Source organism: Streptantibioticus ferralitis, from assembly GCF_029223525.1.
GTDB classification, from domain to species: Bacteria; Actinomycetota; Actinomycetes; order Streptomycetales; family Streptomycetaceae; genus Streptantibioticus_A; species Streptantibioticus_A ferralitis.
On record NZ_JARHTQ010000022.1, the window covers coordinates 80,404 to 93,359 of the forward strand.

At 70.4% G+C, this 12,956-nt stretch carries 13 protein-coding genes, 1 tRNA gene and 1 pseudogene; 9 read left to right on the top strand and 6 right to left on the bottom strand.

All coding sequences use genetic code 11. The features are described from left to right. The first annotated feature begins 282 nt into the window (after positions 1–282). The 7 genes from P2L57_RS27790 (at position 283) to P2L57_RS27820 (ending at position 7,725) form a co-directional block, all read left to right on the top strand. Positions 283–765 carry a CarD family transcriptional regulator gene (locus P2L57_RS27790; protein WP_222975880.1) on the top strand — a complete coding sequence of 161 codons (483 nt, stop codon included), beginning with the start codon at positions 283–285 and terminating at the stop codon, positions 763–765. A gap of 415 nt (positions 766–1,180) precedes the next feature. Next, positions 1,181–1,945, top strand: a complete 765-nt coding sequence (ispD, locus tag P2L57_RS27795) for a 2-C-methyl-D-erythritol 4-phosphate cytidylyltransferase (protein ID WP_275818996.1) — start codon at positions 1,181–1,183, stop codon at positions 1,943–1,945. Continuing rightward, a complete protein-coding gene (gene ispF / locus P2L57_RS27800; protein ID WP_275818890.1) occupies positions 1,935–2,429 on the top strand; it encodes a 2-C-methyl-D-erythritol 2,4-cyclodiphosphate synthase in 495 nt (164 codons plus the stop codon). Before ispD ends, ispF begins: the two co-directional genes overlap by 11 nt. 142 nt (positions 2,430–2,571) lie before the next feature. After that, positions 2,572–2,976 (top strand): PPOX class F420-dependent oxidoreductase, encoded by a 405-nt coding sequence (locus tag P2L57_RS27805; protein ID WP_275818892.1) that lies wholly within the window; start codon positions 2,572–2,574, stop codon positions 2,974–2,976. 426 nt (positions 2,977–3,402) lie between these two features. After that, positions 3,403–4,797, top strand: a complete 1,395-nt coding sequence (cysS, locus tag P2L57_RS27810; RefSeq protein WP_275818894.1) for a cysteine--tRNA ligase — start codon at positions 3,403–3,405, stop codon at positions 4,795–4,797. A 112-nt stretch (positions 4,798–4,909) separates the two neighbouring features. Beyond that, a complete protein-coding gene (gene rlmB, locus P2L57_RS27815; RefSeq protein WP_275818896.1) occupies positions 4,910–5,881 on the top strand; it encodes a 23S rRNA (guanosine(2251)-2'-O)-methyltransferase RlmB in 972 nt (323 codons plus the stop codon). A 137-nt stretch (positions 5,882–6,018) separates the two neighbouring features. Then, on the top strand, positions 6,019–7,725 hold the full coding sequence (locus P2L57_RS27820; RefSeq protein WP_275818898.1) for a DoxX family protein: 1,707 nt from the start codon (positions 6,019–6,021) through the stop codon (positions 7,723–7,725). A 63-nt stretch (positions 7,726–7,788) separates the two neighbouring features. On the opposite strand, the gene P2L57_RS27825 is transcribed toward P2L57_RS27820, so the two are convergent. From P2L57_RS27825 to P2L57_RS27835, 3 genes are all read right to left on the bottom strand, one after another. Continuing rightward, positions 7,789–8,532: a nucleotidyltransferase family protein gene (locus tag P2L57_RS27825; RefSeq protein WP_275818900.1), complete on the bottom strand. Its 744-nt coding sequence runs from the start codon at positions 8,530–8,532 to the stop codon at positions 7,789–7,791. A gap of 124 nt (positions 8,533–8,656) precedes the next feature. Then, on the bottom strand, positions 8,657–9,091 hold the full coding sequence (locus P2L57_RS27830; protein WP_275818902.1) for a hypothetical protein: 435 nt from the start codon (positions 9,089–9,091) through the stop codon (positions 8,657–8,659). 210 nt (positions 9,092–9,301) lie between these two features. After that, complete coding sequence (locus tag P2L57_RS27835; protein ID WP_275818904.1) at positions 9,302–10,420, bottom strand: ABC transporter ATP-binding protein; 1,119 nt, start codon at positions 10,418–10,420, stop codon at positions 9,302–9,304. A gap of 209 nt (positions 10,421–10,629) precedes the next feature. On the opposite strand from P2L57_RS27835, the gene P2L57_RS27840 reads away from it, so the two are divergent. Continuing rightward, positions 10,630–10,703 (top strand) — tRNA-Thr (locus P2L57_RS27840). Between the two features lie 51 nt (positions 10,704–10,754). On the opposite strand, the gene P2L57_RS27845 is transcribed toward P2L57_RS27840, so the two are convergent. Then, positions 10,755–10,970, bottom strand: coding sequence for a hypothetical protein (locus tag P2L57_RS27845; protein ID WP_275818905.1), 216 nt, complete (start codon positions 10,968–10,970; stop codon positions 10,755–10,757). A gap of 158 nt (positions 10,971–11,128) precedes the next feature. Then, entirely contained in the window at positions 11,129–11,668 is a 540-nt protein-coding gene (locus P2L57_RS27850) for a GtrA family protein (RefSeq protein ID WP_275818907.1), read from the bottom strand. 341 nt (positions 11,669–12,009) lie between these two features. Here P2L57_RS27850 and P2L57_RS27855 point away from each other — a divergent pair, with 341 nt between their 5' ends. After that, the gene (locus P2L57_RS27855) at positions 12,010–12,297 is read left to right on the top strand and encodes a hypothetical protein (RefSeq protein ID WP_275818909.1); all 288 of its coding nucleotides are present in this window, start codon (positions 12,010–12,012) and stop codon (positions 12,295–12,297) included. 31 nt (positions 12,298–12,328) lie between these two features. Here the strand turns inward: P2L57_RS27855 and P2L57_RS27860 are convergent. Then, positions 12,329–12,908: pseudogene (locus P2L57_RS27860) on the bottom strand (amidase family protein); the annotation flags it as partial. Between the last annotated feature and the right edge of the window lie 48 nt (positions 12,909–12,956).

A 12,956-nucleotide genomic window follows, 5' to 3' on the forward strand; every position in this document is an offset into this window, starting at 1 on the left:
TCGGCGTCCGATCTCCGAACGGAGTAGCGGAAGTCCACTCGCGAGGGGGCGGCAAAACGGGATGAAACGCCCTTCGGGCGCGGCTTCTGGAGGTGTAACGTGCGCGTTTCACCTCGCCCGTACAGCCGCTCCGACCTGCGGATACCTGTCCAGAACCGTTCCCTCCAGCACGATCCGGCCGCACTTGTCAAGCCCTGAGATATGCCCTGACCTGCGAAAACGCCATTCAGATGAGGCCGTTCCCGTGTTACCCTGGATAGCCACGGAAGGGGTACCTGTCACATGACGTTCAAGGTTGGCGACACCGTGGTCTATCCCCATCACGGGGCCGCGCTGATCGAGGCCATCGAAACTCGCCAGATCAAAGGCGTGGACAAGACCTACTTGGTGCTCAAGGTCGCCCAGGGCGACTTGACGGTACGCGTGCCCGCGGACAATGCGGAGTTCGTCGGCGTACGCGACGTGGTCGGTCAGGACGGGCTGGATCGGGTCTTCGAGGTGCTGCGCGCGCCGTACACCGAAGAACCGACCAACTGGTCCCGTCGCTATAAGGCAAATCTGGAGAAGCTCGCCTCCGGTGATGTCATCAAGGTCGCTGAAGTCGTGCGCGATCTGTGGCGTCGTGAGCGGGAGCGCGGACTGTCGGCCGGCGAGAAGCGCATGCTGGCCAAGGCCCGCCAGATCCTCGTCAGCGAGCTCGCGCTGGCCGAGAACACCAACGAGGACAAGGCCGAGGCGCTCCTCGACGAAGTTCTCGCGTCCTGACACTGGGTCCTGACACTTGGGGCCTGCGGCGCCAGCCGCTGATATCTCCGCGGCGCCAGCCGCTGATGTCACAGCCCCCGGATAACTCAGTCTGCGATAACTCAGTCTCCCGCGGTGCCCGGTACTTGTGCCGGGCGCTGCGGCATGTTTGTCAGGTCCTCCGCCAGCCCGCCACCGAGACGGGCGAGTGCCCGGCGCCCAACGGTGCCGCCCGGCATCCGGCGGTATGGCGTCCCACGACATCTGGCATGCTGAGCGCGTACGTACGACGCGCGAGTGCGCGCCGTACGTGCCGGGCCCGGGCAGCCTGCCCCGCGTCAGCGGGGGTGTGCCACTGCGGCTTCACGGAAGGGGTCCGCGGTGACACCGTGCCCGGCACGTTGAGGCGATACCCAACTCGGCCAAGGACGCAAACCTGACTCCCACCCCGCTGCCCGCGACACCGCCCGCGCCGCGAGCGGTCGCGGCCGTCATCCCCGCCGCCGGACGAGGTGTCCGGCTCGGCCCCGGCGCGCCCAAGGCGCTGCGCACCCTCGGTGGCATCCCGATCCTGGTGCACGCCGTACGGGCCCTCATCCGTGCCCGCGAGGTCTCCCTCGTCGTGGTGGTCGCCCCGGCGGACGGTGTGGCCGCGGTCCGCAGCCTCCTCGACAGCCACGGCCTGCCCGAGTCGAAGGAGATAGCGGTTGTCGCGGGCGGCGACACCCGCCAGGACTCCGTACGCCTCGGCCTGGCAGCGCTCCCCGACGACGTGGACGTCGTCCTCGTGCACGACGCGGCCCGCCCCCTGGTGCCCGTCGAGACGGTGGACGCGGTCGCCGCCGCAGTCCGTGCCGGCGCCCCGGCCGTGGTTCCCGCGCTACCGCTGGCCGACACCGTCAAGGAGGTCGTGCCCGCGCCCGGTGGCGGCCCGGAACCGGTGGTCGGCACGCCCGAGCGGGCCCGGCTGCGCGCGGTGCAGACCCCCCAGGGCTTCCGCCGCGACGTACTCGCCGAAGCGCACGAGAAGATCGCGTCCAACGGCGAAGGCGCCACCGACGACGCCGGAATGGTCGAGCGCCTCGGCGTCGAGGTCGTCGTCGTACCGGGCCATGAGGAGGCCTTCAAGATCACCAGGCCGCTGGACCTGGTGCTGGCCGAGGCCGTACTCGCCCGCCGGAGGGCCACCGATGTCTTCTGACAACCCCGTGATCCCGCGCATCGGCATCGGCACCGACGTACACGCCTTCGAGCAGGGCGGCGAGCTGTGGGTCGGCGGACTGCGCTGGGACGGCGAGGAGTACGGCCTGGCCGGACACTCCGACGCCGACGTCGCGGCGCATGCCGCCTGTGACGCCCTCTTCTCGGCGGCGGGGGTCGGCGACCTCGGCGCGCACTTCGGCACCGACCGCCCGGAATGGGCCGGTGCCTCCGGGGTGACACTGCTGGCCGAGGCGGCGCGGATCGTCCGCGCTGAGGGCTACGAGATCGGCAACGTCGCCATCCAGGTCATCGGCGTACGCCCGAAGATCGGCAAGCGCCGTGACGAGGCGCAGCAGACCCTCTCCGCGGCGGTCGGCGCCCCCGTCTCGATCAGCGGTACCACGACCGACGGCCTGGGCCTGACCGGCCGCGCCGAAGGCCTCGCCGCCATCGCCACCGCCCTGGTGTTGCCCAGGTCCTGACGTTCCGTCGGCCATGCACCCGTACGGGTGCGGAACGGCGGGTCCGGTGGGCGGGTTGGGTACGGATCGCTTGTGCCGTACCACCTGGTACCGGCGCGCCGGTGCACAACGGCCCGACGTACCACTCCCGAAGGGGACCGCCATGGCAGCCGCACTCTCCGACGACCTGAAGAAGCTCCTCGACAGCCCGATCTTCGTCATCCTCGCCACCATCCAGCCGGACGGCAGCCCGCAGGTCTCCCCGGTGTGGTGCAAGCGCGACGGCGACGACGTGCTGATCTCGACGACCATCGGGCGCCAGAAGGAGAAGAACACGCGGCGCGACCCACGGGTCTCGGTCCTGGTGCAGCCGCCCGACGCGCCCTACACGTACGCCGAGATCCGCGGCAACGCGATGCTGTCCACCGAGGGCGGTCCGGAACTGATCGAGGAACTGTCCCGCAAATACACCGGCAAGCCGTACGCGGAATTCAACCCGGCGTCCGTGAACGACGCCCAGCGGGTCGTGGTCCGCGTTACCCCACGCAAGGTCGTCGGAAGCATCTGAACTTCCCGGCACGCCACAAACGCCCGCCCGTCGCCCGCCACCACCCTCGAAGGAGGGCGCTTACGCGCCCACTGTCACGCCCGCCCGTCGCCCACCACCACCCTCAATCGAGGGCGCTTACGCGCCCACTGTCACGCCCGCCCGTCGCCCACCACCACCCTCAATCGAGGGCGCTTACGCGCCCACTGTCACGCCCGCCCGTCGCCCGCCACCACCCTCAAGGGAGGGCGCTTACGCGCCCACTGTCACGCCCGCCCGTCGCCCGCCACCACCCTCAAACGAGGGCGCTTACGCGCCCACTGTCACGCCCGCCCGTCGCCCGCCACCACCCTCAAACGAGGGCGCTTACGCGCCCACTGTCACGTTTGTGTGTCCCTGCGCTGCTCGGTCGCGGGGCACCCTGTTGCGCCCACTACCCTTGTTGCCGTGACTATTCGCCTGTACGACACCAACGCCCGCCAGGTCCGTGACTTCACCCCGCTCGTGCCGGGCTGTGTCTCGATCTACCTGTGTGGCGCGACCGTGCAGGCCGCCCCGCACATCGGGCACATCAGGTCAGGGCTCAACTTCGACATCATGCAGCGGTGGTTTCGCCACCGTGGCTACGACGTGACGTTCATCCGCAACGTCACGGACATCGACGACAAGATCCTCGCCAAGGCGGTCGAGCAGGGCCGCCAGTGGTGGGCGATCGGCTACGAGAACGAGCGTGCCTTCAACGCCGGTTACGACGTGCTCGGCTGCCTGCCGCCCACATACGAGCCGCGCGCGACCGGCCATGTCCCCGAGATGATCGAGATGATGCGCGAGCTCATCGACCGGGGCCACGCCTACGCCGCCGAGGGCAACGTCTACTTCGACGTCCGTTCCTTTCCCGGCTACCTCAGCCTGTCCAACCAGGAGCTGGAGAACCTGCGGCAGCCCGAGGGCGAGGGCGAGACAGGCAAGCGCGACCCGCGTGACTTCGCCATGTGGAAGGCGGCCCGTCCCGGCGAGCCGAGCTGGGAGACGCCGTGGGGCCGCGGCCGCCCAGGCTGGCACCTGGAGTGCTCGGCGATGGCCCACAAGTACCTGGGCTCGGCGTTCGACATCCACGGCGGCGGGATCGACCTGATCTTCCCGCACCACGAGAACGAGATCGCCCAGGCGGTGGCCTGCGGCGACGAGTTCGCGCGCTACTGGGTGCACAACGCCTGGGTCACCATGAGCGGCGAGAAGATGAGCAAGTCGCTCGGCAATTCGGTGCTGGTCTCCGAGATGGTCAAGCGCTGGCGGCCCATCGTCCTGCGCTACTACCTGGGCTCCCCGCATTACCGCTCCACCATCGAGTACAGCGAGGACGCGCTGCGCGAGGCCGAGTCGGCGTTCGCGCGGATCGAGGGCTTCGTCCAGCGGGTGGTGGAGAAGGCCGGGATGGTGGAGCCCGCCGCCGAGGTGCCGCCCGCCTTCGCCGAGGCGATGGACGACGACCTGGGCGTCCCGCAGGCGCTGGCGATCGTGCACACCACCGTCCGGCAGGGCAACGCCGCGCTCACGGCCGATGACAAGGAGTCCGCGGTGGCGCGGCTCGCCGAGGTCCGTGCGATGCTCGGAGTGCTGGGTCTGGACCCGCTCGACCCGCGGTGGGCCGGTGCCGAGCGCGGCGACGACCTGCACGGGGTCGTTGACTCGCTGGTGAGGCTGGTGCTGGAGCAGCGTGAGGGCGCCCGCGCCCGCAAGGACTACGCGACGGCCGACGCCATTCGTGACCAGCTGCAGCAGTCAGGCCTGGAGATCGAGGACACGCCGTCCGGCCCGCGGTGGTCGATCGGCTCACGGTGAGCGATCGCCGCACGGCGGGCCCAACGGCCCGCAGCGGGGGTTCGGGGGCCACAGGCCCCCGAGAACCACTCCGCCCATATGTTTTGGCTCGAAGAAGAAGTGAAGGTGCCCCATGGCCGGGAACAGCCAGCGACGTAACCGCCGCACCACGTCCAAGAAGGGCGCCCAGGTCGGCAGCGGCGGTCAGCGGCGCCGCGGCCTGGAGGGCAAGGGCCCGACCCCGCCCGCCGAGATGCGCAAGGGCCACGCCAAGCAGCGCGCCGCGCAGGCCAAGGTCAAGCGGTCCGCCGCCGCGCAGCGGCGCGCCGCAGGCGGCCGGGGCGGCAAGTCCGCGTCCGAACTGGTCGTCGGCCGCAACCCGGTCGTCGAGGCACTGCGCGCGGACATCCCCGCGACGGCGCTGTACGTCCAGCAGTACATCGACAGCGACGACCGCGTCCGCGAGGCCCTCAAGCTCGCCACCGAGCGCGGCATCCCGCTGATGGAGGCGCCGCGCCCCGAGCTGGACCGGATGACGAACGGCATCAACCACCAGGGTCTGGCCATGCAGATCCCGCCGTACGAGTACGCCCACCCCGAGGACCTGACGGCCGACGCCTTCGACCAGGCCCAAGACCCGCTGATCGTCGCCCTCGACGGGGTGACCGACCCGCGCAACCTGGGCGCCGTGGTGCGCTCCGTCGCGGCCTTCGGCGGACACGGTGTGGTGGTGCCGGAGCGGCGCGCGGCGGGCATGACCGCGGGCGCGTGGAAGACCTCGGCGGGCACCGCGGCGCGCGTCCCGGTGGCGCGGGCCACCAACCTGACGCGCACTTTGGAGGCGTACCAGAAGGCTGGCCTGATCGTGGTCGGCCTGGCCGCCGACGGCGATGTGGAACTGACCGAACTGGAAGCGCTGGACGGCCCCGTCGTGGTCGTGGTCGGCAGCGAGGGCAAGGGCCTGTCCCGGCTGGTCGGCGAGACCTGTGACCTGCGGGTGCGCATCCCGATGCCGGGTGGCGCGGCGGAGTCGCTGAACGCCGGTGTGGCGGCGGGAGTTGTGCTGTACGAGGCGGCCCGCCGCAGGGCCGAGGCGCGCGCGTAGCGCTCGTGGTGGTGGGCGGGCTCCGGATCCGGACCGGAGCCCGCCCACCATGATCCGGTCCTTGACCCGAACTTTGACGGGCCTCGGACACCACGGCGGCCGTCAGGCAGTGTCCAAACCGGGCGTCACTCGGTTAGATGAGTGTGGATACCAGAACACCCCGCTCATCCACGGGGGGACGGTCGCCCGGGTTCGAAGAGGACGTGCTCAACACGGTGCGGGTCCCGAGCGATCCGGCCCAGGTCATCGTCAACCACGCCAGTTTCCGGGTGAAACTCGGTACGAGCCCGCCCACGCCGCGCTACGACCCCGCCGACGACACCACCCCGATCCCGGTCATCCCGACCTCCGTCCGTTCCGCCGCCGAAGCCCGTATGCCGCGTCGGCGCCGCGCCGCGCCGGTGGTCTGGTCCGGGCACACCGAGCCCGGCGACCCGGCGGCCACCCAGCTGCTCCAGGCGGTACGGAGCGCGGGCGGCACCCAACTGCTGCCCAGGGTCGGCGAGCAGCTGCGCGACGACGACCTCGACGACGGGATGCCGCCGGTGCGGCCCGCGGTCGTGGCGCCCCGGTCGCCGGTCGTGGGCGGCCCGCCGCCGGGTGAACCGCACGGCGGCGTACGGCCGTCGCGCGATGCCTACGGCGAGGACGCGTACGACACGCCGCCGCACGGTGCCTCGTACGGCGACAGGTACATCGACGAGCGGGACGAGCGGGACGACTACGAGACGCGGGCGGATCGGCGGGACCGCAGGCGTGGGGAACCGGTTCGGCACGCCTGGTACCCCGGGCGCCGGATGAACCTCGGTGTGGTCCTGCTGCCGCTGCGGATCTTCCTCGGCTTCATCTCCATCTACGCCGGTCTCGGCAAGCTCTGCGACCCGGTCTACTTCGACGGCGGCGAGCGGGGCTCGATGGTCCACTGGCTGCACGCGCTGCACCCGTGGTCGGCCGCCGAGCCGCTGCGCGCGGCGGCGCTCGCACACCCGGTGGGCGCCGGGCTGACGGTGGCCTTCCTGCAGGTGACCGTCGGCGTACTGACGATCATGGGTCTGTGGCAGCGGATGGCCGCCTCCTTCGGCGCGCTGCTCTCGGTGGCGCTGCTGATGACGGTGAGCTGGCGGACCGTTCCGGTCTACGACGCGCCGGACATCATCTACCTGGCCGCCTGGAGCCCGCTGGTCATCGCGGGCGCCCCGGTCTACTCGGTGGACGCCAAGCTCGCGGGCGAGGCCTGGCGGCGGCTCGGCCCGCGCGCCCCGCTGTGGGACCTGCGGCGGTACGTGCTGCGGCGTGGCATCGTTCTGGCGACGTTCGCGGCGGGCGGCACGTTGGTGTTGGGCGCGGTGCTCGGCAGCGCGGTGCGCGCCTCGCACACCCATATCGTCCAGCCCTCGGTGCCGAGCGATCTGCCCACCAACGATCTGCCCGGTTCGCCGCTGCCGCAGGCGCCGGACACCGGCGCTCCCTCGCCGCGCCACTCGCTCGTCCCGGGCGCCGCGCACGGCTCCAAGTCGCCCTCCGCCGACGCGAGTTCGGCGGCGGCCACGGCGGGTACCCCGGGGGCGTCCGCGACATCGGGAGCGGGCGCCGTGGGCGGGAGGTCGCACCTCGGCGGCGGTACGGCGGGTCGGCGCCGCCTGCCCAGCCAGGACCAGACGGTCCAGGCCCCGCACGACTCCGCTCCGGCGCCGCGCTCCGAGCCCGCCAACCCGCCCCCGTCGAGCGGCGGTTCGTCAACCGGCGGCTCACTGGGCGGCCTGCTGGGCAGCAAGCCGCCGACCGGCTGGCTGCTGGGCATGCCGGGCGAGCGCCGGGCTCCGGCTAGCAACGGGATGGCCTGAGCAACGGCATCGGCCGCGCCCCCTTCTCAGGGGTGCGCGGCCGTTTGCGTGTCTGCGGGGCTGTCAGGCCGTCGTGGCGCCCGTCTGCGCGAGTTCCCTGGCGGCCTCCGTGAGGTCCTTCGCGGTGTCGATGGCCCGCCAGTAGGAGCCCTGCGGCAGCGGGAATCCGGCGAGCCGACGCTCCCGGGCGAGCTGCGGGAAGGTGCTCCGCTCGTGGTCGCCGCGCTCCGGCAGCAGCTCGGCGAACTCGGGGGCGAAGACGTACAGCCCCGCGTTGATCAGGAACGGGGACGGCGGAGACTCGATGAAGTCCAGTACGTGCCCGAACTCGTCGGTCTCAACGGCGCCCCACGGGATGTTCGGCCGGGCCAGCGCGAGCGTCGCGGTGGCCGCCCGTTCGGCGTGGAAGTCGGCCATCGCGCGCAGCGAGAAGCGCGTCCAGATGTCGCCGTTGGTGGCGTACCAGGGCTGCTCAGGGCGCGGCAGCGCGGCGGCAGCGTACTTCAACCCGCCGCCGCGGCCCAGCGGTTCACGCTCGACGACCGTGGTCACCTTCAGCGGCAGGTCGGCCGAGTCCAGCCACCTCTCCAGCACTTCGGCGAGGTGCCCGCAGGAGACGACCACGTCGGTGACGCCCTCGGCGGCGAGCCAGTCGAGCTGGTGGCCGATGATCGGGGTCCCGGTACCGGGGATCTCGACCATCGGCTTGGGCCGGTCGTCGGTGTACGGCCGCAGTCGCGAACCCTGGCCGCCGGCCAGGATGACCGCCTGGGTGACCGGGGCGGTGGAGATGGCACCTGTCGTCATGCTGCGCACGATACGGGCTCGGTGTAACGCTGGGCAGGCTTTGCGTTAACACCGGTCGACGGGCAGGCCCAGGTCGGGGTCGAGGGGGAGGACCAGCCGGAAACCGGTGCCGCCCCGCCGTCTCTCACCTGTTGGAGGCGACACCGGAGGCGAACGAGGTGTCGCACACCGGCCGCGACCACGCCTGGGCCCGCCGGGAGGCCGACAGGCTGCCGTAGAGCCGGGTGTACTTGGCGACGGCGGCCTGGCCGAGGGCGCGTGCGATACCGGCGCAGTAGCGGGCGAGCGAGGGCTTCCTGGCCGTCTCCGTCTGGAGGTCGGTGAGCGCGACACCCGGGTTCCGCTCCTGCAGCTCGGCGAGGAGGCGGCGGCGCAGTACGTCCTGCGGGGCCGTAGTGGGCTCCATGGTGCCGCGATGGGAGGAGGCCGTGAGCACCTGCGCCTCCGAGGGCGACGCGGCCCAGGGGACGCGGGTGACGGCGAGGGTCCCGGAGAGTACGAGGACGACCGGGAGCACGAGTGCGAGAGTCTTGCCGATACGGCGAGCTGCCTGGTTCACGACCGTGATGGTAGCGAGGGGTGATGATTTGGCGACATTTAGTCACCCTTACGAGTGATGCAGGTCCCTGGATCGGGGGTTGTCTGTTGACGCGCACCGCTCGAAAAGGCCGCCGTGCCTGGCTATTTGTCGACAGGGTCGGCAACCGCTTCTACGCCCTGCCGACATGGGGCCCGTACGGCCGACCGGCCGTACGGGCCTTCCGGGACCTCAGTCGCTGAGCCGCTCACCGGAGGAGGTCGAGAACACGTGCGTCTCGCCCGCGCGCGGTACGACGTGCAGCACTTCGCCCTTCATCGGCACCTGGCGGCCGCCGACCCGCACCACGATGTCCTTCTGCTCCCCGCCGATCTCGGCCGTCCCGTAGACGTATCCGTCGGCGCCGAGTTCCTCGACGACGTTCACCGTGACGGCCACACCGGCCGGTTCGTCCTTGGCCAGGGCCTTCGCCTCGCCGTTGGCGATGTCGAAGTGCTCGGGCCGCACCCCGACCGTCACCGTACGGTCGCCCTTCTCGGCGGCCGCGGCGATTGCCTCGCGGTTGACCGGCACGATGCTGTTGCCGAACTTCACACCGCCGTCGGTGATCGGCACCTCGACCAGGTTCATGGCCGGGGAGCCGATGAACCCGGCCACGAAGAGGTTCGCCGGTCGGTCGTACATGTTGCGCGGCGAGTCGACCTGCTGCAGCAGTCCGTCCTTGAGGACGGCGACCCGGTCGCCCATCGTCATGGCCTCGACCTGGTCGTGGGTCACGTAGACCGTGGTGGTCCCGAGCCGCCGCTGCAGCCCGGCGATCTGGGTACGGGTCTGCACCCGCAGCTTGGCGTCGAGGTTCGACAGCGGCTCGTCCATGAGGAACACCTGCGGCTCCCGGACGATCGCCCGCCCCATCGCCACCCGCTGCCGCTGTCCGCCGGAGAGCGCCTTCGGCTTGCGGCCCAGGTACTCGGTGAGGTCGAGGATCTTCGCCGCCTCCTCCACCCGGGTCCGGATCTCCGTCTTGTTCACTCCGGCGATCTTGAGCGCGAAGCCCATGTTGTCGGCGACGGTCATGTGCGGGTAGAGCGCGTAGTTCTGGAACACCATCGCGATGTCCCGGTCCTTGGGCGGCAGATGCGTGACGTCGCGATCCCCGATCCGGATCGCCCCGTCGTCGACGTCCTCGAGCCCCGCGAGCATCCTCAGCGACGTCGACTTGCCGCATCCGGACGGTCCGACGAGTACCAGGAACTCGCCGTCCGCGATCTCGATGTCGAGCTTGTCGACCGCCGCCCGATCCGTACCGGGGTAGATGCGGGTCGCCTTGTCGAACGTGACAGTAGCCATGGTGCAGTGATCCCTTCACCGGCAGGAACGTGCCGGACGATCCGAGTAAAGGAAAGGTCTAGTCCACAGTCAGTGGATTGTCCCGTGACGCTACCCCCCACCGGCCTGCTTGTCAGCAGCCCTGCCCGAGCGTTTTCCTCGTATGGCCAGACGGCCACCCCTTGGTACCCTTCTCATGGCCCACCAGCCGCCCACAGCGGCAGGGCCACGCCTCCTTAGCTCAGCTGGCCAGAGCACCGCTCTTGTAAAGCGGGGGTCGTCGGTTCGAACCCGACAGGGGGCTCTGTGTCTGACCAGCGAAAAGCCCTGGACCGATCTTGGTCCGGGGCTTTGCTCATGCCCGGTGACGTCCGTCGCTGACATCAACGACGGCGGGCGGGGACAGCTGGCCGCAGTCAACGCGGCGGCTGAGCGGGCGGCCGCGTGATGAGCGGCTCTCCACCGCACGCAGCGCGCCCTCGCCGAGCCGGTCGGTGTCGTGGCGGGCGGCGATCGGCGCGGCCGCCGTACCGGCACCGGTGATGCTGGTCCCGCGGCTGCGCCTGCCCAAGAGCCCGCGATGCCTGCCCGCTGGCGGCGCGAGCCGCGCGGCAAGGCGTGGCTCGGAAACGCCTGCGGAGCTGATCGCCGACGGCAGCCCCCGGTGTCCGACCTGGTCCGGTCCGGGGCTTTCGCGTAGGTAGGACCAAGGCGCCCCATCGGCCGTGGTCAGGCCGCGGGCTCCGTTGAGTGGGCCGAGACGGCCGGGTTCGACAGGTCGTGGACGGTGACCGGCTGGAGGAAGACCCACTTCTTCATGGCCCACCAACGGAAGCCGGTCCCGAGTAGCGTGCCGACGATCAGGCTGCTGATGAAATCGGACACTGCCTGCGTCACCGCGCTGACGTGCGGAATCCGAAGGTTCAGCAAGTAGTGCGCCACCCAGAGCGGAACGTCGCTGAGCAGGATGCCGAGGCCGCTCACGACCACGAACAGCACCGCTTCGCGGCGATGCTGCCCGGTCGACCGGAAGGACCACTGCCGGTTGAGCAGGTAGGAGACGAGCGTCGCGACGATGTTCGCGACGGTGAACGCCGAGATCGGGCTGCCCCTGAACACGGTGAACTTGAGGCCGTAGTTGACCGCGGTGGTCAGCAGCAGGCATGCGCCGCCGACGACGAGGAACTTCACCAGCTCTCGGTGCTGCACCAGGAAGGGACGCATGCGCGGCGGGACCCGACGCAGCGCTGTCTGGGTGGGTGACGGCATTGGCCCAGTGTGGCACGGCAGGTTGATGACCACCCGGCGCCTCCGGAACCAGCACCGGGCCGACCGGCAACGCCCGCTCCCCTGTTGCTGGTTCGGGGGGAACCATCCGCTGACGGTCGTGCGCAAGTCTCCGTTGGGTACTGCCAGTTGGGCGGGGTGTGGTGGGCCGGACCCTCACCACGCAACACGCACGCACCAGTGGTGCATCTCTTCGGCGACAGGCACACGCCCGCCGGGCGCCCTACTTCTGTACACCGGTGACTGACGGAGAGATCTTCAATACTGTCGGTTATTAATGAGGCGCGCACAGGAGCCTCCCTCGACGGACAGAAGGAATTGCCATGCGGCGCATCGCCACAACACTCGGAGCAGTCGTCGCTGCCGCGACGATGGCGCTCGCCCTTCCCGGATCCGCCTTCGCGGCCACGGGCAACCTCGTCATCAACGGTATCGGGCACAAGGATCCCGGCGGCTGCTACTCGACCGGACCCCTTGTCTCGATCATCGTCAACCAGACTGACCGCCTCGCCTACATCTACTCCGATGCCGACTGTTTCGGAGAGGTGCAAGCGATTGTCCAACCCGGCCTGGCCACCCTTAGTTTCGGCTCCAGCGTCTTCATCAGATGAATCGACGGGTGACCGCAGCGTGCGGGTGTGCTCAGCGGGTGTGCTCGTAGGCATGCGCCGCCCGGTGGACGGTGGCCTCGTCGAAGTGCCGTCCGACGAGCATCAGGCCGATGGGAAGGCCGTCGGATTCTCCGCAGGGCAGGCTGAGGGCCGGGTGGTGCGTCACGTTGAACGGGGAGGTGTTGGCGAACATCCCCGTTGCCCTCGTGCACCATTGCGCGACCGAAGCATGGCCGGGCGGCAACGGCTGCGCTTTCTGCGGGGTTGTCGGCATGAGGAGCAGGTCCACGTCCGCCAGCGCGGCGTCGTAGGCGGCACGTAGTCGGCGGACGCCGTTGGCCGCGCGGCCGTAGTACGTCTGTCCGTACCGTTGGTTGACGTATTCGGCCAGGATCGCGCACAGCTTGATGTTCGGCGGCAGTTCGTCGACGCGGTGCCGTCGCGCGAACAGGTGATCCATCATGCTGGTCGGGTAACAGTTGTCGCGGCCGATGCCGAAGCCCTGACCGTCGACCACGGTTCGGGCCAGGCCGTGCTTGACGATCGGCGTCCACAGGGCGGGGGCGACCGTGTGCATCGGCACGGAGACCCGCACGACGTCCGCGCCCAGCTTGCCGAGGTCAACGGCGGCCTGCCGTACGGCCGCGTCGACATCGGCC